Source organism: Streptococcus gallinaceus, from assembly GCF_024170225.1.
GTDB lineage: Bacteria > Bacillota > Bacilli > Lactobacillales > Streptococcaceae > Streptococcus > Streptococcus gallinaceus.
In genome coordinates, this window is the sequence record NZ_JALJXU010000008.1 from 1 (window position 1) to 21,438 (window position 21,438).

22 protein-coding genes, 2 tRNA genes, 1 rRNA gene and 2 pseudogenes are annotated in these 21,438 nt (G+C 42.5%); 24 read left to right on the plus strand and 3 right to left on the minus strand.

Going from position 1 to position 21,438, the window contains the following annotated elements:
* From rrf to J2T50_RS08935, 3 genes are all read left to right on the plus strand, one after another.
* Positions 1-95 (plus strand): 5S ribosomal RNA (rrf, locus tag J2T50_RS08925); the annotation flags it as partial.
* A gap of 5 nt (positions 96-100) precedes the next feature.
* Positions 101-173: transfer RNA gene (locus J2T50_RS08930), tRNA-Asn, on the plus strand.
* 6 nt (positions 174-179) lie between these two features.
* Positions 180-251 (plus strand) — tRNA-Glu (locus J2T50_RS08935).
* A gap of 85 nt (positions 252-336) precedes the next feature.
* On the opposite strand, the gene J2T50_RS08940 is transcribed toward J2T50_RS08935, so the two are convergent.
* From J2T50_RS08940 to recX, 3 genes are all read right to left on the minus strand, one after another.
* Positions 337-654 (minus strand): DUF960 domain-containing protein, encoded by a 318-nt coding sequence (locus J2T50_RS08940; protein WP_253365851.1) that lies wholly within the window; start codon positions 652-654, stop codon positions 337-339.
* Between the two features lie 63 nt (positions 655-717).
* Positions 718-1,251 (minus strand): nucleoside tri-diphosphate phosphatase, encoded by a 534-nt coding sequence (gene ntdP, locus J2T50_RS08945; RefSeq protein ID WP_253365853.1) that lies wholly within the window; start codon positions 1,249-1,251, stop codon positions 718-720.
* Positions 1,252-1,320: 69 nt separating this feature from the next.
* Complete coding sequence (recX, locus tag J2T50_RS08950; protein WP_253365855.1) at positions 1,321-2,097, minus strand: recombination regulator RecX; 777 nt, start codon at positions 2,095-2,097, stop codon at positions 1,321-1,323.
* Positions 2,098-2,132: 35 nt separating this feature from the next.
* Between recX and rlmD the strand changes: the two genes are divergently transcribed.
* From rlmD to J2T50_RS09050, 21 genes and pseudogenes are all read left to right on the plus strand, one after another.
* Positions 2,133-3,488, plus strand: a complete 1,356-nt coding sequence (rlmD, locus tag J2T50_RS08955) for a 23S rRNA (uracil(1939)-C(5))-methyltransferase RlmD (protein WP_253365857.1) — start codon at positions 2,133-2,135, stop codon at positions 3,486-3,488.
* Positions 3,489-3,649: 161 nt separating this feature from the next.
* Positions 3,650-3,835, plus strand: a complete 186-nt coding sequence (locus J2T50_RS10575; protein ID WP_354279924.1) for a CPBP family intramembrane glutamic endopeptidase — start codon at positions 3,650-3,652, stop codon at positions 3,833-3,835.
* 168 nt (positions 3,836-4,003) lie between these two features.
* Complete coding sequence (locus J2T50_RS08960; RefSeq protein WP_253365859.1) at positions 4,004-5,008, plus strand: aldose epimerase family protein; 1,005 nt, start codon at positions 4,004-4,006, stop codon at positions 5,006-5,008.
* A 142-nt stretch (positions 5,009-5,150) separates the two neighbouring features.
* Complete coding sequence (locus J2T50_RS08965; protein ID WP_253366011.1) at positions 5,151-5,375, plus strand: DUF1858 domain-containing protein; 225 nt, start codon at positions 5,151-5,153, stop codon at positions 5,373-5,375.
* A 4-nt stretch (positions 5,376-5,379) separates the two neighbouring features.
* Positions 5,380-6,699 (plus strand): DUF438 domain-containing protein, encoded by a 1,320-nt coding sequence (locus J2T50_RS08970; RefSeq protein ID WP_253365861.1) that lies wholly within the window; start codon positions 5,380-5,382, stop codon positions 6,697-6,699.
* Positions 6,699-6,953 (plus strand): DUF1912 family protein, encoded by a 255-nt coding sequence (locus J2T50_RS08975; protein WP_253365863.1) that lies wholly within the window; start codon positions 6,699-6,701, stop codon positions 6,951-6,953. Before J2T50_RS08970 ends, J2T50_RS08975 begins: the two co-directional genes overlap by 1 nt.
* A 41-nt stretch (positions 6,954-6,994) precedes the next feature.
* Positions 6,995-7,387, plus strand: coding sequence for a helix-hairpin-helix domain-containing protein (locus J2T50_RS08980; protein ID WP_253365865.1), 393 nt, complete (start codon positions 6,995-6,997; stop codon positions 7,385-7,387).
* A 223-nt stretch (positions 7,388-7,610) separates the two neighbouring features.
* Positions 7,611-8,003, plus strand: a complete 393-nt coding sequence (locus J2T50_RS08985; protein ID WP_253365873.1) for a VOC family protein — start codon at positions 7,611-7,613, stop codon at positions 8,001-8,003.
* Positions 8,000-8,563 carry a GNAT family N-acetyltransferase gene (locus J2T50_RS08990; protein WP_253365875.1) on the plus strand — a complete coding sequence of 188 codons (564 nt, stop codon included), beginning with the start codon at positions 8,000-8,002 and terminating at the stop codon, positions 8,561-8,563. The genes J2T50_RS08985 and J2T50_RS08990 overlap by 4 nt, the downstream gene beginning before the upstream one ends.
* Positions 8,547-9,144, plus strand: a pseudogene (locus tag J2T50_RS08995) (DUF1349 domain-containing protein). Before J2T50_RS08990 ends, J2T50_RS08995 begins: the two are co-directional and overlap by 17 nt.
* A gap of 10 nt (positions 9,145-9,154) precedes the next feature.
* Positions 9,155-9,733 (plus strand): flavin reductase family protein, encoded by a 579-nt coding sequence (locus J2T50_RS09000; RefSeq protein ID WP_253365877.1) that lies wholly within the window; start codon positions 9,155-9,157, stop codon positions 9,731-9,733.
* Positions 9,734-9,745: 12 nt separating this feature from the next.
* Positions 9,746-12,394 (plus strand): valine--tRNA ligase, encoded by a 2,649-nt coding sequence (locus J2T50_RS09005; RefSeq protein ID WP_253365885.1) that lies wholly within the window; start codon positions 9,746-9,748, stop codon positions 12,392-12,394.
* A gap of 93 nt (positions 12,395-12,487) precedes the next feature.
* Positions 12,488-13,471 (plus strand): hypothetical protein, encoded by a 984-nt coding sequence (locus J2T50_RS09010; protein ID WP_253365887.1) that lies wholly within the window; start codon positions 12,488-12,490, stop codon positions 13,469-13,471.
* Between the two features lie 7 nt (positions 13,472-13,478).
* Complete coding sequence (locus J2T50_RS09015) at positions 13,479-14,009, plus strand: hypothetical protein (protein ID WP_253365889.1); 531 nt, start codon at positions 13,479-13,481, stop codon at positions 14,007-14,009.
* Between the two features lie 10 nt (positions 14,010-14,019).
* Positions 14,020-14,430 (plus strand): annotated as a pseudogene (locus tag J2T50_RS09020) (hypothetical protein); the annotation flags it as partial.
* A 129-nt stretch (positions 14,431-14,559) separates the two neighbouring features.
* Positions 14,560-15,264: a thiol-disulfide oxidoreductase-associated membrane protein CcdA2 gene (gene ccdA2, locus J2T50_RS09025; protein ID WP_253365892.1), complete on the plus strand. Its 705-nt coding sequence runs from the start codon at positions 14,560-14,562 to the stop codon at positions 15,262-15,264.
* Positions 15,265-15,288: 24 nt separating this feature from the next.
* Entirely contained in the window at positions 15,289-16,029 is a 741-nt protein-coding gene (locus tag J2T50_RS09030; RefSeq protein WP_435533060.1) for a TlpA family protein disulfide reductase, read from the plus strand.
* A 150-nt stretch (positions 16,030-16,179) separates the two neighbouring features.
* The gene (msrB, locus tag J2T50_RS09035; RefSeq protein ID WP_436300339.1) at positions 16,180-17,163 is read left to right on the plus strand and encodes a peptide-methionine (R)-S-oxide reductase MsrB; all 984 of its coding nucleotides are present in this window, start codon (positions 16,180-16,182) and stop codon (positions 17,161-17,163) included.
* Between the two features lie 55 nt (positions 17,164-17,218).
* On the plus strand, positions 17,219-17,950 hold the full coding sequence (locus tag J2T50_RS09040) for a response regulator transcription factor (RefSeq protein ID WP_253365896.1): 732 nt from the start codon (positions 17,219-17,221) through the stop codon (positions 17,948-17,950).
* Positions 17,950-19,665 (plus strand): cache domain-containing sensor histidine kinase, encoded by a 1,716-nt coding sequence (locus J2T50_RS09045; RefSeq protein WP_253365898.1) that lies wholly within the window; start codon positions 17,950-17,952, stop codon positions 19,663-19,665. The genes J2T50_RS09040 and J2T50_RS09045 overlap by 1 nt, the downstream gene beginning before the upstream one ends.
* A gap of 179 nt (positions 19,666-19,844) precedes the next feature.
* Positions 19,845-21,371 (plus strand): LPXTG cell wall anchor domain-containing protein, encoded by a 1,527-nt coding sequence (locus J2T50_RS09050; protein WP_253365900.1) that lies wholly within the window; start codon positions 19,845-19,847, stop codon positions 21,369-21,371.
* The last annotated feature ends 67 nt before the right edge of the window (positions 21,372-21,438 follow it).

Sequence of the window (21,438 nt, forward strand, 5' to 3'; positions counted from 1 at the left end):
GATACACCTGTACCCATGCCGAACACAGCAGTTAAGCCCTAGAACGCCTGAAGTAGTTGGGGGTTGCCCCCTGTGAGATACGGTAGTCGCTTAGCTTTTATCCGCCATAGCTCAGTTGGTAGAGCGCATGACTGTTAATCATGATGTCACAGGTTCGAGCCCTGTTGGCGGAGTAACATGGTCCGTTGGTCAAGGGGTTAAGACACCGCCTTTTCACGGCGGTAACACGGGTTCGAATCCCGTACGGACTATAGTAGGAGGGTGCTCACTCTCTTTTTTTATTTTTCTTAATAAATATAAAAGACGAACAGGTAGACCTTGTTCGTCTTTTATATATTAGATGAGAGATAATTCATCTGGGAGAGTAATAGTTTCTTTTCCGTTTTTATCAATGATAAGTACTGTACGAGGATAAAATGGATCATAGGGAATATTAAGATCAACAGCTATAGAATTTTGGTAGGCTTCTTGGGAAAAGGTTACTTGAATGTTTCCTTTATTATTTTTTAGTGTGAAGCGAATAATTTTCTTGAGTGGGATAACTGTCTTTAGGTAGTTGTCAATAATATACCAGAAGCTATCAATAACGTTTCCTGGTAAAGAGGTAACGATGCCAAAACTGGCATATCGACCGCGTGTATTTGTAAAAGCCATAGCGACTCCTTTTATTTTTGTAAGAAAAAAGCCTGATATTCAGGTTTTTCTTTGTGAGCAACTTTAACGATTTCGTAGTTCTAAATAGCGCTTGTACCAAATATTAACATAGGCTTGAGAGAAGGGCCCTTTTTCTTGATTAATCCAATCAACTAGTATTTTGACATGTTCTTTTAGAATAAAATCAAGATCAGCTGAGTAGTTCATCATTTTTCGATGACGTTCATATTCATCAACATCTAAGAGTCTCTTTTCCCCGTCTGCAAATACTTTGACGTCTAAGTCGTAGTCAATGTATTTCAGTGCTTCATTATCTAATAAATAGGGACTGGCTAGGTTACAATAGTAAGAAACGCCGTTTTCGCGAATCATTGCGATGATGTTAAACCAGTATTTTTTATGAAAATAGACAATGGCAGGTTCGCGAGTAACCCAACGTCTGCCGTCATTTTCAGTGACAAGTGTGTGATTGTTGACACCGATAATGGCATTTTCTGTTGTTTTTAGTACCATGGTATCGCGCCAGGTGCGGTGCAATTCACCATTATGTTTATAACTTTGAATTGTAATAAAGTCGCCTTCTTTTGGTAATTTCACGTAGATACCAACTTTCTTAATTACAATTTATCTGAAATATTATACCATAGTTTTCTGTAAATTGGTAGACTAGAGGTAGTCTCGAAGGGCAGATTTTATGTCATCAAAGGAAAATCTTTTGCGAGCGAGCGCTTGGGTGAGTCGTTGTTTGAGCTCGTAACCTTCGTATTTTCGGGCATATTTTGGGAACTGCTTGTCTAATTCTTTGTAGATGAGTTGAGATTCTAATTCCTGGTCCTTTTCAATTTCAAGCGTTTGTAAAGCGAGTTTGGCGTCAGCGCTAGAAAATCCTTTGCTAGTTAATTGTTGAAGAACTTTTGTCTTGAGTGCTCGTAGGGGGAGCTTATTTTCGTATTTTCGGTTGATTTTTTCTGCGACTCTGCAAGCAATTTCAGTGAAATCTGCTTCGGATAAGGCAACGGCAACATGTTGTTTTTTAATTCCCTTTTGTGCTAGTTTTTGTGCAAGAACAAAAGGACCTTTATCGCCTGTGAATTGATTAGATTGGATAACGCGACGGGCGTATTCTTGGTCGTCAATCCACTTTTCTTCTTCGAGATGTCCTAGGATTTTTGGAATAGAATCAGCATCAATTTCATATTTTAGGAGATAGTCATGGACTTCTTTTCGCGTTCGTTGCTTGAAAGAAAGGTAGTAGAGAGCTAGATTTTTTCCATAGGAAAACTGGGCAAATTCTTTGATTTCTTGATAGTCTTGCTCGGAGATTTCCTTGTCCTTGCTGAGCATAAAGCGAACAGTGGTATCTTCTGTGATGTAACATATGTCAGATGAGTCGACTTCAAGGAGATAGAGCTGCTTTTTCTTTTCGATTTTAGTGATTTTCATATCTAACATTATAGCAAAAATGGTAGAATAGAGTTATGAATTTAGCAGTGAAACAACGAATTCCGTTAAAGATTAAGCGGATGGGTATCAATGGTGAAGGGATTGGCTTTTATAAAAAAACGCTGGTCTTTGTGCCTGGTGCTTTAAAAGGTGAGGAAGTTTTTTGTCAGGTAACAGCGGTAAAACGGAATTTTGTAGAGGCGCGATTGCTTTCGGTCAATAAAAAATCAAGATTTCGTGTGGAGCCGGCTTGTGCTATCTATGAAGCATGTGGTGGCTGTCAGCTCATGCATTTGCGTTATGATCAGCAGTTGGAGTACAAGGATGATGTCATTCGTCAGGCTTTGAAGAAATTTAAACCAGCGGGTTATGAGCAGTTTGAAATTCGGCATACTATGGGAATGGAGCAGCCGCAATATTATCGTGCAAAATTGCAATTTCAGACTCGTTCGTTTGGTGGTTCTGTCAAGGCTGGTTTGTTTGCAGCAGGGAGTCATCATTTGGTTGATATTCAGGATTGTTTGGTTCAAGATAGTCAGACGCAGAAAATTATCAATCGAGTTGTGAATTTGCTGGATAAGTACAAGGTTCCGATTTACAATGAGCGTAAGATTGCGGGTGTGCGGACGGTTATGGTGCGTAAGGCACAGGCAACTGAGGAAGTGCAGTTGATTTTTGTGACTAGCCGAGATTTGCGCTTAACGCCTCTTATTCAAGACTTGGTTGCTGAGTTTCCTCAGATTAAAACGGTAGCTGTCAACTACAATCGTAGTAAGTCGAGTGAGATTTATGGGGATGAGACTGAGATTTTGTGGGGAAGGGATGCCATTACTGAGGAAGTTCTAAATTACCAATTTTCACTTTCGCCACGTGCTTTTTACCAGCTCAATCCACAGCAGACTCAAGTGCTCTACAGTCAAGCGGTTGAGGCTTTGGATGTGGAAGAATCGGACCATTTGATTGATGCCTATTGTGGTGTCGGGACGATTGGATTTGCCTTTGCAGATAAGGTAGCCAGTGTGCGGGGGATGGATGTTGTTCCAGAAGCGATTGCGGACGCTAAGCGAAATGCAGCTGCTATGGGATTTGACAATACTCATTATGAGGCAGGAAAGGCAGAAGAAATCATTCCTAAGTGGTACAAGGAGGGGTATCGAGCGGATGCCTTGGTTGTGGACCCGCCACGGACGGGCTTAGACGATAAGTTGTTAGCGACGATTTTGCAATATCAACCAGCTAAAATGGTCTATGTGTCCTGTAACACGTCCACGCTTGCAAGAGACTTGGTGGCACTTGCTAAGGTCTATGATGTCAAGTACATCCAATCAGTTGACATGTTTCCACATACAGCAAGAACCGAGGCTGTCGTGAAACTACAACGGAAAAGATAGCAGGGCATTTAGAAATATGAAATGGAAAAGAAATTAAAATTAACGAGTCTGACAGGAATTATTTTTGGAATGGCATCAGTCGGGCTTTATTTCCTGTTTCTCAAAATCAACAAATCGTTGAAGATGTAGTAAGTCATGCAGATATAGCGCTTATTTCAACAATTTTGCTGGTGATTATTGCTCCTATGTACGAAGAGTTTGTATTGCGAGCCTTGATTATGGCTTGGCTGGAAAAATATCAGTCCTTGTATATGGATGTTCTTGTGTCCGCAAGTTTGTTCGCGTTACTGCATATATCGGAAAAACAAAACGAATCGGTTATCCAAATGTCTTGCATTTTCTACTGAATTTGCTTGATTGGTTTGTATTGACGTTTGTCATGAAATGATTTAATAGCCAGATAAGGAAAATTACACAGAAAAAGAAAACCCTTTCATTTTATTAAAAAATATGCTAGACTAGTCTAGACTGGAAGCTTGACTCAGGTCGGGCTTTTTGATTTCGGAGGAAATGTGATGATTACAGTTGCAGATTTTGGAAGCGAAGGGGCACAATTGTATCGTTTGACCAATAAAAATGGGATGGTGCTTACAGTCTCTAATTTTGGTGCGAGAATAGTTGATATTCTAGTTCCCCTTGATGGCGAGGGACTGCGCCCGGTCAGTTTGTCGGCGGGTTCGGTACAGGAATATCTGGAGCAGGATTTTTACGTGGGTTCCAGTGTGGTACCAGTAGCCGGTCGGATTTCAGGAGCCAAGACTTCTATCAAAGGTCAGGTTTATCATTTCACTGAAAATGAGCCGGGGCGAACCTTGCATAGCGGTGTGGATACGGCTAATCGGGATTATTGGCAGGTGCAGGTAGATGATGAAGCCAATCGGGTGATGTTTACCTATCTTCTGCCAGATGGGAAAAATGGTTTTCCGGGGAATGTGGAGGTTGAGGCCAGCTTTCAATTAACGGAAGAAAACGAAGTTACTGTTTCTTATCGTGCTCAGTCAGATAAGGACACGATTTTCAATCCGACAAGTCATGTGTATTTTAATTTATCCGGGGACTTTGAGCAAGATGTGTCTCAACATCATTTGACCATTGCTGCGGAGAAATACATTCCGCTGGCAGATAATTTGCCGACAGGAGAGATTGCAAGTGTCGAGGGGACGACTTTTGATTTCCGAAATGGAGCTTTATTGGGGCAAGGATTGTCAGGACAGTCTGAGCAAAATCGATTAGCAGGCGGTTATGACCATCCGTGGCTGTTATCGGAAACTGCCAAGGAGCCTGTGAAGGTAGTCAGTCCTGATGAGCGGGTACGTTTGACTATGAAAACCAATCAGCCGGCGGTTATTGTTTATACCTATAATCACGGTCCAACGGGGCTGTGTCGCCATCATGGTGCCTTTAGTTTGGAGTGTCAGGGCTTGCCAGATGCTTGCAATATTGAAGGATTTGGGTCTATTTTGTTAGAGAAGGGGGATAGTTTCTTGAGTGAGACTCGTTACCGCTTTGATTGGAAATAAATTTGAACCTGGGATAGCTTTCTCAGGTTCTTTCTTATTTGGGACCAAAATTGGAGAGATAGAAGTCCTCTTTTCTCATGAAGAATCCCCATTTTTAGCGGAAATATGCTATAATGTTAGAATGAAAAGCAATGCTAATGATATGAATACAATTGATTTCAGCATCCCTGTGGCCCAAGTGGTGGACAATCATCCAGAGGTTCTCGATATTTTAGTGGATCTTGGTTTTAAGCCGCTTGCAAATCCACTTATGCGTAACACGGTTGGAAAGAAAGTGTCGATCCGACAAGGTGCAGGTCTGCAAGGTATCGATCTAGAGAAAATTCGTCAGACGCTGGAATACAATGGTTATGAGGTAGTAGGTTAATAGTATGACAGACGAACGCATTCATATTTTACGAGATATTTTGCTAGAGCTGCACAATGGTGCTAGTCCTGAGTCCGTTCAAGAACGTTTCGACGCTACTTTTGCAGGAGTTTCGGCTATTGAGATTTCTCTCATGGAGCATGAATTGATGAATTCGGATGCAGGGGTTACCTTTGAGGATGTCATGGAGCTCTGCGATGTTCATGCCAATTTGTTCAAAAATGCGGTTCAGGGAGTGGAAGTGGCGGATACGGATCATTCTGGCCATCCTGTTCGTATTTTTAAGGATGAGAATCTAGCTTTGCGAGCTGCCTTAATTCGTGTCAGACGTTTGCTTGAGACCTATCAGACAGCAGATGAAGACATTCGGAATGACTTGATGAAAGGCTTGCAGCGTCAACTGGGCTTGGTTGGGCAGTTTGAGCGACATTATCAGCGGAAGGAAGAATTATTTTTCCCTATCATGGAAAGCTATGGTCACGATTCACCGCCCAAAGTCATGTGGGGAGTGGATGACCAGATTCGGGACTTGTTTACGGTTGCTTTGAAAAAGGCGGAGCAATTGCCGGATGATTCGATTGAGGAAGTGACGGCTGCTTTTGAGGCCTTTGCTGTTGAGTTTGAGAGCATGATTTTCAAGGAAGAATCGATTTTATTGATGATTCTTATGGAAGCTTTCACTCAGGATGATTGGTTGAAAATTGCTGCAGAAAGTGATGCTTTTGGCTATGCCATTATCCGTCCGTCTGAAAAATGGATTCCTAGTAGAGAGCAGTTTGAACAAGCTACCGAACCTCAGGCCGAGGAAGTGGCGGAACAAGCCAACCAGCAAATCATCGATACTCCCCAAGGGCAGTTTACCATTACCTTTACTCCAAAGGAATCAGAGGCGGTAGATCGAACAAGCCCGCAGTCTTTTGGAAATGGGTATTTGTCGGTTGAGCAGGCTAATCTCATTCTTAATCATCTGCCTATGGAAATCACTTTTGTCAATAAGGAAGATATTTTCCAGTATTACAGTGATAGTGTACCAAGCGATGAGATGATTTTCAAGCGCGTGCCGAGTCAAGTTGGGCGCAATGTAGAACTTTGTCATCCGCCAAAATTATTGCCTAAGGTCAAGAAGATTTTTGCAGCTTTGCGGTCGGGAGAAAAGGATCAGTTTGTCATGTGGTTCAAATCAGAATCGCGTGGTCAATTCGTTCACGTGACCTATGTGGCTGTACGGGACAAAGACGGGGAATTCCAAGGCGTACTTGAGTATGTTCAGGATATCGCTCCTTATCGCGAGATTGATACAGATTTTTATAGGGAGACAGATTAGTGAGTTACGAAGCAGAATTTTTAAAAGAATTTGAAGCGTGGATCAACACCCAGGTCATGATTAATGAAATGGCCATGGCTGAGAGTCGTCGTGTTTTAGAAGAGGACAAGGACGAGCGTGCAGCGGATGCTTATATCCGTTATGAAAGCAAGCTGGATGCCTATCAATTCATCCAAGGGAAATTCGAAAATTACAAGGCTGGAAAAGATTTCCATGCCCTGCCAGATGGTTTATTTGGACAAAAACATTATTAAGAAAATAGAGAAATAGTTAGGAAATAAGGAGATTTTTAAAAATGGCTAAGAAGAAAGTAGATCGTAAAAAACAATTGAAACGTGAACTTGCAGCTTTGCGTAAGGCTGGTCGTGCATTTGCAGATGCAGCAGTGGAAAAGGCTGTTGAAGTGAAAGATACAGTTGTTGAAAACGTTCAAGAAGCTGTAGAGACAGTCAAAGAGCAGGTTGCAGAAGTTGTTGAAGCTGGTAAAAAGTCAGCTGGTGACTTTGAAGAATTTGCTAAAGAGTTGGAAGGCGTAGCAGCAGCTCGTTTGGAAACTTTTTATGATGAAGGAATCCAATCCGTCAAAGATTTTTCAAAATGGACTGAAAAAGAGTTGTTGGCTCTTAAAGGTATCGGTCCTGCAACCATTAAACAGTTGAAAGAATTGGGCATTAAGTTTAAAGACTAACCTCGTTCTGGTTGCTTTGCTGGTGGAAATCTGTTAGAATAAATACATTCAGAGGTATTTTGAGCACAATCTCTCACAGAAAGCGGTGGGGCTGAGAAATCCGCAGAGGTTGCAAAAGAGTTGCTGATGGTTGATTTAGAAAATGAAGTTGCGGGTGTAAGCCCGAAATTGGGTGGTACCGCGGAGCAATTCGTCCCTATCGTTGTGATGGGGGCTTTTTTGTATGTTGCATCATGTGGAATATTACGTCTCTTCTTTGGCTAAAAGCAGGGCTTTTTATGAAACGTTTTTGCTAGAGTTGGGCTATGAGGTTTATCAAGAGTGGGAACAAGGGGTTAGCTATCGGTATGATGATTATTACCTGGTGCTGGTCCAAGTAAGAGAGAAATATGCTCAGGAACTCTATCATCGCTGTCATGTCGGTTTAAATCATCTGGCATTTCGTATAGCGACGTCTGATAAATGGGAGGAGCTACGGAACAAACTATCCAATCAAGATGTGACTTTTCTCTATGAAGACCGTTTCCCCTATGCAGCCGGTAGTGCTTATCAAGCCTACTTTGTGGAAGCCCCAGATCGGTTGAAGATAGAATTCGTTTTAGGAGGTAGTCTATGAGGGAATTTAAAAGACTAGAAACCAGACATTTGACCTTGCGTCCAGTGGTCTTATCGGATGCAGAAGCCATGTATGACTATGGGCATCGTCCTGAAGTGGCCCGCCTAGCAGGTTTTCCGGTCAATCAGTCTATCGATGAGTGCCGAGAGTTCATCCAGATGGATTTGGCTAAAAAAGGAGAGGTGACCAGACAGCGCATCTATGCCATTTGCCTCAAAGGGCAGGACCGCTTGATGGGGACTGTGAACTTTGCTAAGGAAATCAAATCTGACATTCTGGAAATTGGCTACGTCCTTCATCCTGACTTGTGGGGGCAAGGTCTGATGCCAGAGGCGGTGGCAGCCTTGGTTGACTTCGGTTTTCAAGAATTGGGCTTGCGCAAGATTGAGATTGCAGTCTATGACCATAATGCGCAGAGCCGGCGCGTGGCAGAAAAGCTGGGTTTTCAATTGGAAGCAAGCCTGCGTAAGCGTAAGAAAATTGATGATATCTATTGTGACAAATTGATTTTTGGACTCTTGAAGGAAGAATGGGAGAAAAACGATGAAAGCAAGATTTGACCTTGATCAGCTGACTTGGACACGTGAGCCAAAAGCATTCACTATCGCAGAGGACAAGATTACAATCACAACAGCTCCTCAGACGGACCTTTGGCAACGGACCTATTACCATTTTCAAAATGACAATGCGCCAGTTTTGCAGCTGACGACAGGTGAGGAATGAGGTCAAGACCAGTTTTGCTAGCCAGCACCGCTTTGACCAGTGCGGTGTGGTCATGTACTTGGATAGTGAGAATTGGCTCAAGGCGTCTATTGAATATGAAACGGAAGACTTCCAACACCTAGGCTCTGTGGCGACCAATCGCGGCTACTCTGACTGGGTAACGACTGAAATTCCAGCGGACATCAAAGAAATGTGGTATAGGCTCAGCCGTCGTGGCAAGGATTTTCGTCTTGATTGCTCCATTGACGGTGTGACCTTTAAGCAGATGCGCATCTGTCATATGGACAAGGCTGACAAGGAAATATCCTTTGGCATCTATGCTTGTAGCCCCGAAGAATCTAGTTTTGTTGCAACCTTTACGGATTTTGAACTGACCGACTGCCAGTGGCAGGCACATGATGGGCAACAGCCGGAATGAAGGAGATTAGATGAAACAAGATTTTGAAACAGCAAAATTATACTATGGTTTTCCAGTGATCGTTTTAGGTTATAAGGACGAGACGTTAGGTTATAATATTACGACCAGCTCATCTTCCTATACACTTGGAGATATGATGGTGATTGGTCTTTACACACCTAATAATACAACAGCTCAAATCAAAATATTCAAAGAGTTTACGGTTCATGTTCCACATATAGAGGTCATGGCGGAGGTTGAACAAGCTGGATTTGTCAGTCATCGAGATAAATTGAACATGACTGAATTGCCTTACCAAATAAGTCCTAGAATTGATGCGCCAATTCTAGAGAATTGCTCGCTGGTCATGGAATGCATGGTAGACTCTATTTCTGAATTTGATAACTATACCAATTTTACTGCCCGTATCGTTGGACGTCAAATCGATGAGCAGTTACTAGATGAAAAAGGTTATCTAAAACATGAAGCACTTAATCCCTTGCTTTATATGGGAGATGGTAAGGCGCGTGTTTATCGTTACCTAGATAATCAGACGACACCACTGGGACAATTTATGAAGGACAAAAAAAGAAGATCAAGAAAAATATAAAGGAGTAAACACATGAAAGAACTTTCACCAAAATACAATCCAGCCGAGGTTGAGGCTGGACATTACCAATCCTGGCTTGACCAAGATGTTTTCAAACCATCAGGCGACAAGAAGGCTAAGCCGTATTCCATCGTGATTCCACCGCCAAACGTAACTGGTAAACTTCACCTTGGCCACGCTTGGGACACGACTTTGCAGGATATTATCATCCGTCAAAAACGCATGCAGGGCTTTGATACCCTTTGGCTTCCAGGGATGGACCATGCAGGGATTGCGACACAGGCTAAGGTTGAGGAGCGTCTGCGTGAGCAAGGCATTTCTCGCTATGACCTTGGTCGTGAGAAATTCCTCGATAAGGTTTGGGAGTGGAAAGATGAGTACGCGACTACTATCAAGGAGCAGTGGGGCAAGATGGGACTTTCTCTTGACTACTCACGTGAGCGTTTCACGCTAGATGAGGGCTTGTCTAAGGCTGTTCGCAAGGTATTTGTTGACCTTTACAAAAAAGGATGGATTTACCGCGGTGAGTTTATCATCAACTGGGACCCAGCGGCTCGTACGGCTTTGTCTGATATCGAGGTTATCCACAAGGACGTGGAAGGTGCCTTTTACCATATGAATTACATGTTGGAAGATGGCTCGCGCGCTCTGGAAGTCGCTACCACTCGTCCAGAGACCATGTTTGGGGATGTGGCTGTCGCTGTCAATCCAGAAGACCCTCGCTACAAGGACTTGATTGGTCAAAACGTTATCTTGCCAATCATCAACAAGGCTATTCCAATCGTGGCTGACGAGCATGCGGATCCTGAATTTGGGACAGGTGTGGTAAAAATTACCCCAGCTCACGACCCGAATGACTTTGCCGTAGGTCAACGCCACAATCTGCCACAAGTCAATGTTATGCACGATGATGGTACCATGAATGAGCTTGCTGGTGACTTTTCAGGCATGGACCGCTTTGACGCTCGTAAGGCTGTCGTGGCTAAACTTGAAGAGTTAGGTGCATTGGTCAAAATTGAAGAACGTGTCCACTCAGTTGGTCACTCAGAGCGTACAGGTGTTGTGGTTGAGCCGCGCTTGTCAACTCAATGGTTCGTTAAGATGGACCAGTTGGCCAAGAACGCCATTGCCAACCAAGACACGGAAGACAAGGTTGAGTTCTACCCGCCACGTTTCAACGATACCTTCCTTTCATGGATGGAAAACGTACACGACTGGGTGATCTCACGTCAGCTTTGGTGGGGCCACCAAATCCCAGCTTGGTACAATGAAGCGGGCGACATGTATGTTGGCGAGGAAGCACCAGAAGGTGACGGATGGACTCAGGACGCTGACGTGCTTGACACATGGTTTAGCTCTGCCCTTTGGCCATTCTCAACCATGGGCTGGCCTGACACGGATGCTGAAGACTTTAAGCGTTACTTCCCAACATCAACTTTGGTTACGGGTTATGACATCATCTTCTTCTGGGTGTCACGCATGATCTTCCAATCCCTTGAATTTACAGGGCGCAAGCCATTTTCAAACGTTCTGATCCACGGACTCATTCGTGACGAAGAAGGTCGTAAGATGTCGAAATCCCTTGGAAACGGGATTGACCCGATGGATGTCATTGAAAAATATGGTGCAGACAGTTTGCGTTGGTTCTTGTCTAACGGCTCTGCCCCAGGACAGGATGTCCGTTTCTCATATGAAAAAATGGATGCGTCGTGGAACTTTATTAACAAAATCTGGAACATTTCTCGCTATATCCTCATGAACAATGAAGGCCTCAGCCTTGATCAAGCGACAACGACGGTTGAAGCTGTCGCGGCGGGTACTGCTGGTAATGTGACGGATAAATGGATTCTCCACAACCTCAACGAAACTATTGCCAAGGTTACTGAAAACTTTGACAAGTTCGAGTTTGGTGTGGCAGGTCATATCCTCTACAACTTCATCTGGGAAGAATTTGCCAACTGGTATGTGGAGCTGACTAAGGAAGTCCTCTACAGCGACAACGAGGAAGAAAAAGTCATCACGCGCTCTGTCCTCCTCTACACCTTGGACCAGATTCTCCGCCTTCTCCATCCGATCATGCCTTTCGTGACGGAGAAAATTTACGGCCAGTACAGCCAAGGCTCTATCGTGACAGCTGCCTATCCTATGGTTAATAAGGCTTTTGAAAATGAAGCTGCGCACCGCGGTGTGGAAAGCCTTAAAGACCTGATTCGCTCTGTCCGCAACGCCCGTGTCGAGGTTAACGTCGCACCAAGCAAGCCAATTACTATCCTCATCAAGACAGCTGACCAAGCGCTTGAAGACTTCTTCAAAGCCAACAGCAACTACATCAATCGCTTCACTAACCCAGAACACCTTGAGATTTCAAGTGACTTGGCAACACCAGAACTGGCCATGTCAAGCGTCATCACAGGAGCCGAAATCTTCTTGCCGCTGGCAGACCTCTTGAATGTCGAAGAAGAACTTGCTCGACTCAACAAAGAACTTGCTAAATGGCAGAAAGAACTGGACATGGTAGGCAAAAAACTCAGCAACGAACGCTTCGTAGCCAATGCCAAACCAGAAGTCGTTGAAAAAGAACGCGACAAACAAACCGACTACCAAATTAAGTATGAGGCTACTGTTGAGCGTATCAAAGAGATGGAGAAGTTGGGTAAGTAATAATATAAAATATTATGAAAACGTTAGCAAAAGCTAACGTTTTTTTGATATAATAACATCAAAATAATCTATTAAAAAGGGAACAATTTGATTATGTATAAACGAGAAAATTATCAATTTAAATTAAATGTTCAACCTCATATTTTAAATAAATATCGTGATAAAGTTGGAGAATTGAAATCACAAATTATTCCTAATGCTATTTTTAATGCCTACAATGACTTGTTTTCAAATCCAGTGATGGAAAAAAACAAATTAAGCCTTGTTATTTTCCAAGACTATAAAGAAATTGAGGATTCTGAAGAATATATAAAGCTTAAAAAAATCACTGATGAAATTACTGTAGAATATAAAGAAATTACTGCAGAATATAAGAAAGGCAATGGTATACATTATAGTCCAGAGTTTTTAGTGAAATTGGAGGAAGCAATAAACGATAGAAAAATACTCTTATCAAAATTTCTTGTTTTAAACCAAGCTAATTCCAGATATACTAGTAGTCAAGCTTACGAAGAAATTGAGCGATTGTATGATTTTAATATAGATTCGGAAATTGGGAAAGGATTAGATCATATAAGGAGAGTTAGAAAAATTATATTGTACCTAGAAGAGCAAATTGAAAATGGTACAGAGGAAATTAGGGTAGACTATTCATTCGAAGACGAAATACTTACTATAAAAAATGTAACAATTGATGAGGCACTAGCTTCATTTAAAAAAGTGGAAACTCAAGTAAATGATTCAAAGAGTGATTTAGGGTATATAAAAATTAATCCAGTTTATGAAAAAGTTGCACTAAATACTACCGAGAGTATGAGATCTATTGAAATAATCACAACTTATCCTAATGGAGATACTGATGATGAACTAGATTTATTACTTGAGTTACCTAGAGTTACTGACTCAAAAGAATCTAGAACAACTTTTATAGCTTCGGATTCAGTGGATAATAAAACCTTTTTAGAAAATACACAGAGACTTTCTGTTAAACCAAGTCAAAAAGGGTATTTAGTAGATATAAGAAGTAACGGAAGTACAATTATTAATTTTTCAAATTCAATTATAAAACGTGAGTGAGAGTGAAATGAATCAAATTGAAAAAAATCCAATCAAAATTATTTATCTGGCAAGGAATAAATTACTTCCATTCAGTGTATGGATTTTATATTTTGTTTTGATAATATTAATGCTGATATTAACATTTGTTGTTCCTAACAAGATACTAATGGTTAATTATCAAATTCTTGATACACACCAGTTTATTGTAGTTTCAATTTCTGCACTGGCTTTTATATTATCTATGTACATGTTTGGTAGAGAAGTGTATACTATTGAAGATTTTGCAAGATTATACGTTGGTAATCCTAATGTATACTATGGCTATTTAGCTGATTATTTGTTTCCAGCGTTACTTTGGTGCTTAGTTATAACGCTTTCTATAACCAAAATCGTTATTATAGTGTCTATTTCTCAGTGGTTACTAGAATTATTGAGGGTATGCTTTTTATCAATTGTAATTTTAGCTTTTCTATCTACTATAACATTGGTCATTCATAATATGAATAGGGTATCAAATAAAGTAGTGGTTGAAAGTAAAAAGTCAGAAATTCAATGAGTAGCAAGTTATACCAGACGCTAAGCATTTTCATGACACGCATACAGATTTCTTCGGTAAGGCCATTGATACTTTTGATGAAAAGAATAAGCGAAAATCGGCTTTGGACAAAGACAATCGAGTATTTACTTTGAAGTTCCTTGCATCCGGTGATGAGATTGAAGCGTATATTAATCAAGAAAATGGAAAAGCGATACAATCAACTCATAAATAAGGTATTTTAGGTGAGTGGCTTTTAAGAGGAGTTTTTCAACTCCGAGAAAGAAAAGCGCTAACCTATGAAAAGTTAGTTGACCTAAATACTAACGCTATTCGTTTAACCAAGTTTAAGAATTCATCAATCATTGGAATTGAATTCATCTGGATTGATATCAATAATCCTCCCAAAGACGCTATTGGTTGGATAGCTAAAGGCTCTTAACTCAGAACACACAGTCCTAACTGTGTGTTTTTTCTTATCAAATTCAAGTTTTTGCATGTGGGTGTCTATGTTTTTGTGGCGAGGGATGGCGTAAAATGGAGGTATCTTAAGAGAGGAGTTGATGAGGAGATGGATTTTGTGTTTGTTGGGTCAGTGTTTCTGGCTGGCTTGGTGTCGTTTTTCTCGCCTTGTATTTTTCCGGTCTTGCCGGTTTATCTGGGCTTGTTGTTAGATGTGGGTGAGAGGCGAGTGTTTCGGATAGGGAGGTGGACGTTTAATTGGTATGGTGTCGCAAAGACCTTGGTCTTTATTCTAGGTCTGTCGACGATATTTGTCCTCTTGGGCTATGGTGCAGGTGCGCTGGGTCAGGTTCTCTATGCAGACTGGTTTAGAATTCTGCTGGGGCTAATCGTGATTGCGCTGGGGCTTCATCAGATGGGTGTCCTAACCTTTAGGCGCTTGGAGTTGCAAAAGTCGCTAATTTATCAGCATAAGAAAGAGCGCAATGCCTTTCTCAGTGCTTACTTATTGGGCTTGACCTTTAGCTTTGGCTGGACGCCTTGTGTGGGACCGGTTCTGAGCTCGGTTCTAGCTATTGCGGCGACAGGATCAAAAGGAGCACTACAAGGTGGGCTCTTGATGCTGGTTTACACGCTAGGTTTGGGAATTCCTTTTATTCTCTTATCTCTGGCACAGGATATGGTCTTGAAGCAGTTTAATCGCTTGAAGCCACATATTGGATTATTGAAAAAAGTGGGCGGAGCCTTGATTATCGTGATGGGACTGATTTTGATGTTTGGTCAATTAAACAGTCTCGCTAGTTTATTGCATTAGGAAATGACAAATGGAGGTCTTAAAATGAAAAAAATGATTCGCTTGACAACAGGATTGGTCTGCGCAGCCATGCTTTGCGCCTGCTCAAATGGAGCTGGAAATAACATGAAAGAAGACAAGATGTCAGACAAAACGTCGATGTCATCTAGCATGTCAAAGGATAAGATGTCCGATAAGATGGACAAATCGGATAAGAAAATGTCATCTGATAAGATGAAAAAATCAGATAACATGAAGCAGTCTGATAAGATGATGAACTCATCTGACAAGATAGACTCAGATATGAAATCTTCAGATAAGATGTCAGATGACAAGATGACTAAAGAATCCGATATGATGTCTCATCAAGCCGCGCCTGATTTCACCTTGAAGGACTTGGATGGTAAAACGCACCGTTTGTCTGACTACAAGGGCAAGAAGGTTTACTTGAAATTCTGGGCATCATGGTGTTCTATCTGCTTGTCAACCTTGTCTGATACCAAGGAATTAGCTCAGCAAAAAGATACAGATTTTGTGGTATTGACCGTCGTGTCTCCAACTAAAAATGGTGAAAAAAGCGAAGCTGATTTCAAAAAATGGTTTAAGGGAACGGACTTTAAAGGTTTGCCAGTCTTGGTGGACAATAGCGGTAAATTGCTAGAAGATTATGGCGTACGCTCTTATCCAACAGCTGCCTTTATTGACAGCGAGGGCAATCTTGCCAAAACTCAGGTTGGTTTTATGGAAAAAGAGGCGATTGAGCAAACCTTGAAAGAGCTCAAGTAAGGAGGAGAAATCATGGAAGGACGCTTTAAACTAGTAGGTATCTTGCTTCTGGGTATGGTCTTGCTTGGTGGTGTCTTTTATCTAGTGGCAGGAAAAAGTGCGATGACTTCAGCCCAGCGCACTCCTAAGGAGCAGATGAGCAAGCCTTTTATGAAGGACAATGACCGGAAAATGGAGAAGAAAATGGGCAAGGTAAACAAGAAAGACATCTATCTAGCAGGCGGCTGCTTTTGGGGTGTGGAAGCTTATTTTGAGAAAGTCCCCGGTGTCTTAAATGCTGAATCCGGCTATGCCAACGGCAAGGATGAGACGACCAATTATCACTTGATTTCGCAGACGGGACACGCCGAAACGGTTCATGTGACCTACGATGCCAATCAAGTTAGCTTGAAAGAGATTTTGCTGCATTACTTTAGAATCATTGACCCTACCAGCGTCAACAAGCAGGGCAATGACCGCGGTAGTCAATACCGTACCGGCGTCTATTACACCGATGCGTCAGACAAGGAGACCATTGAGCAGGTCTTTAAGGAAAAATCCGCTGACTTTGAAAAGCCTATCGTGGTAGAAAAAGCCAAGCTTGCCAACTGGGTGTTGGCAGAAGATTACCATCAAGATTACTTGAAAAAGAATCCGAACGGCTACTGCCATATCAATCTCAGTCAGGCTACTTACCCTGTTATCGATAAGGGCAAGTACCCAAAACCGTCTCAGGAAGAGATTACAAAGATGCTTTCAGCAGATGAGTACAAGGTCACTCAAGAAAATCAAACAGAAAAAGCCTTCTCAAATCGTTACTGGGATCAATTTAAACCAGGGATTTACGTCGATGTCGTCACAGGTGAGCCGCTCTTTTCTTCCAAAGATAAATTTGAGTCGGGCTGTGGTTGGCCAAGTTTTAGTCGCCCGATTAGTCCTGATGTCGTGTCTTACAAGAAAGATACCAGCTTTAATATGGAACGAACAGAAGTCAGAAGTCGTAGCGGCAACTCTCATCTTGGGCATGTCTTTACAGATGGCTCAGCTGACAAAGGAGGCTTGCGCTACTGTATCAATAGCCTGTCTATCCGTTTCATTCCAAAGGATCAGATGGCTGAAAAAGGCTATGATTATCTCTTAAATGAAGTGGACTAAGCAGAAGTGGTGATTGTTTGCTATAATAAGAGAAGGAATCACCAAGGAGAATCGTGTGTATCGTTTACTAATCGTTGAAGACGAGTACCTTGTGAGACAAGGTATTCGTTCTTTGGTCTCTTTTGAGCAATTCGGTATTGGTCAGATTGACGAGGCTGAAAACGGCCAAGAGGCTTGGCACTTATATCAAAAAGAGGATTATGATATTGTCCTAACGGACATCAATATGCCCAAGTTAAACGGCATTCAACTGGCGCAGCTCATCAAAGAAAAAGCTCCTGCCACACGCTTGATTTTTTTGACGGGCTATGACGACTTTAACTACGCCCTGTCTGCCTTGAAATTGGGGGCAGATGACTACCTTTTGAAGCCTTTTTCCGTTGAGGATGTAGAAGGCATTCTGGCTAAGGTTAAAAAGCAGCTAGATGAGCTGAAAAAGCAAAAAAAGCTGCAAGTCTTGACACAAAACAAGGAAGTGACGGCTATTGAGGCACGGATTCAAGAAAGTCTGGGGGATCCTGGCTTGTCTTTGAAAGGCCTCGCACATGAATTTGGTTTTAGCAGCAATTATTTAAGTGTGCTCTTGAAAAAAGAATTGGGACTGCCCTTTCAAGATTATTTGATTCAGGAGCGGATGAAAAAGGCGAAGATTTTACTGTTAACGACGGATCTGAAGATTTATGAAATAGCAGAGCAGGTTGGCTTTGAAGACATGAATTACTTTTCGTCACGCTTTAAGCAGATTGTGGGGAAGACCCCGAGACAGTTTAAAAAGGAGGAGAGTTGATGAAAAAAATGCCCTTGTTGGTTCAATTGATGCTTTCCTTTAGCCTGGTTGTGCTATGCTTGGTGACGAGTTTAGGGATGGCTTATTATCAGTCGAGCGAAAAGACCATTCGGCAGCTGATTGAAGATGAGACTCGTCAGAGTATTCAGCAGAGTGCCAAGTCCATTGATCGCTACATGGAGCAGTTAAAGGTTACCAGCTCTGCCCTTTCCCAAAATCCAATAGTCCTATCCTTTGCCTCTGATAGCAAGAAGCAAGCTGACGCTGATGTCACGAAGCTACTGGAGACCGTTTTGGCTACCAATAAGGACTTGCTCCAAGCTGTACTCGTGACCAAAGATGGACGGCTCCTCAGCACCAATCCGTCGCTCAGCATGAAAACATCGTCTGATATGATGGCAGAAAGTTGGTACCAAAAAGCCATTGACCAAAAGGCCATGCCGGTCCTCACACCGGCACGCCAACTGTCCAATCAAAAAGACAAGTGGGTGGTGTCTGTAACTCAGGAAGTCGTGGACAGCAATGGGAGCAATCTAGGTGTTTTGCGCCTGGACTTGGGCTATGATACCATCACGAGTTCCCTAAATGGGGTCAAGCTAGGACAAAAAGGCTTTGCATTTATCGTCAATAATCAGCATGAATTTGTCTACCATCCCATGAGCTCAGTCTATTCTTCTAAGGAAGAAATGGCTGCGCTGACGCCTTATTTGGCACAGAAAAACGGCTATGTGGCCTCTAAAAATCGTTTTGTCTATCAAAAGCTTCTGCCAACAAGCCAGTGGACGATTGTGGGAGTGGCTTCTCTTGAGCGCTTGCATCAGTTGCAATCACAGACGTTTTGGTCACTTTTTGGCTTTGGCGCTGCGGTGACGGTCATTTGCGTGTTGGGAATTATGCTGATGTTGCGTTTGTGGATTCGGCCTATTCGTGAGTTGCAGATGGTAATAGAAGATATCAAACAAGGCAATTACCAGCTTCGTGCCCGGGAAGTGGGCTCCAAGGAACTGGTGGACTTGGCCCAGCAATTTAATGCCATGTTGGACGAGAATGACCGCTTGATGCAAGCTGTTGCGGAAAATGAACAGGCAATCGGTCGCTATCGCCTAGAAGCGCTAGCTAGTCAAATCAATCCGCATTTTCTCTACAATACCTTGGATACGATTGTCTGGATGGCGTCATTTAACGATAGCAAGCGCGTGGTGAGTTTGACCAAATCGCTAGCCCAGTATTTTAGACTGGCTCTGAATCAAGGCAATGAATGGATTTCCTTTGCGAATGAATTAGAACATGTCAGACACTATCTCTTTATCCAGAAGGAACGTTACGGCGACAAGCTCAGTTATGAGATTCAGCCCTTGGCTAGCTATCAGGACCTGTTGATTCCCAAACTTATCTTGCAGCCCCTTGTTGAGAATGCTATTTACCACGGCATCAAGGAAGTGGATAGACCTGGTAAAATCAAGGTATCTGTCTTGGAAAATGATGAGGAACTCATCCTATCTGTCTGGGATAATGGCTCAGGATATAAAGAGCAAAAGCAAAGTCAGGCGCAATTAGAACGCGGCGGTGTAGGCCTAGCCAATATCGACCAGCGTCTACAGTTGCAATACGGAGAGGCCTATCAGATGACCATTGATAGTCAAGCTGATGCCTACACGGATATTTGCTTGCATATTCGTAAAAATGCTCTAGTAGCGGCTGCTTCGGAAAACTAAACTCTAAGACACAGCAAACCACCCCTATCATAGAATAGGAGTGGTTTTATCGTGTTCTTCTCTTGACAAGTCATAGTAGGTCTGATAAGATTACAGGGTAAAATAATTAACTGGTTAACGATATAAAAAACATTTTGTTTGGTTGTATAGTTAACCAGTTAAGTAGAAAGGTATATTTTATGAATCATGTATCCTATCGCAAGCTCAGTCTCCTCACTGTAGCAACTCTTTCTGGATTAGCAGTATCTATGGCTGGTCCCAATGCTGCATTGGCGGAGGAAGCAGCACCACGCGTGGCATCGGTTGGCCAAGGGTTTAATTTTGTGGCAACCATTTTGGACAAGGATGACCATGCCTTGGCAGGTAAAGAAGTCGTCGTGAGTGATGTGACTGATGGTGTAGCAAAAGTTGTGGCCAGTGCAAAAACAGGAGCAAATGGTCAAGCAACGTTTAGCAATCTCCCTCTATCTCGTAGTCTCAGTGTCTCTGTTGATGGTGTTGTCAAAGGTTACACTGTTCGGACAGATGTAGCCGGCTCCACTCAGACAGGAAGTTTTAAGGCTGATGGTGTCGGTACAGCAGCACCGTCTTACAGCAAACAGTCTATCATTCTGACCATCCGTGACCAAGAGGGTGAAGCCTATTCAGGTCAGTCGGTTAGTCTCAAAACCAAAGAAGGCAAAGAAGTTGGAAAAGGGATTTCAGACGCTTCTGGTAAGGTTGTTTTTGCTGATAAGTTGGTGGATGGAACATTCTATGATGTATTTGTCGATGGTGTGCAGAAAGACCCTATTTTACCAGGGCAAAGCCGGTCTCTATTGATTGAAAGACCTGCTTCCGCAATTCCATCCCCAGCGCCAAAAGAAGCAGACGCCACACCTGTCAAAGGAAGTTTTAGCTTTACAGCAACGGTGTTAGACAAGGACCAACGTGTCATTCCAGGGAAAGAAGTTCGGTTGTATGACATCACTGACGGAAAGTCAGTTGAACTGGCTGTTCAAAAAACGGATGACAAGGGCCAAGCTCGTTTTGACAATTTGCCATTATCTCGCAATATCAGTGTAAATGTAGATGGCAAACCGCAGGGCTACACTGTTCGTACTGACCAAGATAAGAGTCAAAAAGCGGCTGCCTTTTATGTGGAAGGAAAAGGAACACAAAAAGTTACATTTTCAGCTGGAAAGGCCATTATCAAAGTGGTCAATGAAGAATCAGAAGCCTTGGCTGGTCAAGAAGTCGTCTTGAAAAACAAGTTAGGCCTAGAAGTGGCAAAGGGTGTGACCGATAAAACAGGTCATGTAACCTTTGAAAATAGCCTGCTTGACGGAACCATCTATACTGCAGTGGTGAATGGTGTCGAGATGACAAAACCTGTCACAACAGGCTCTTCAACTACTTTCTTCCTAGCGGGTGACCAAATTAAGAAGGAAGAACCAAAAGCGAAACAAGACAAAACTGACTCGGCTTACAAGGAAGACAAACCATCCAAAGAGTCAAAATCTGCAGAAACTTCATCGATGGCAGCCGACAAAAAAGTGAGCACGACTACAGTAACGTCTCCAAAAGCAGTTACTGGAAAAGGGAAAGCAGCTAAAGCCTTGCCACATACAGGTGAACGCTCAACAGTATTCCTCAGCTTTATCGGACTCATCCTATCTACTACTCTCATCTTGTTTGGTCTCGGTAAAAAGATGAAAAAAGATTAGTGCTATATTTGTAATAAAAGGGTAATTGTGTGAAAAAGACTGGATCAACTCATCCAGTCTTTTCTCC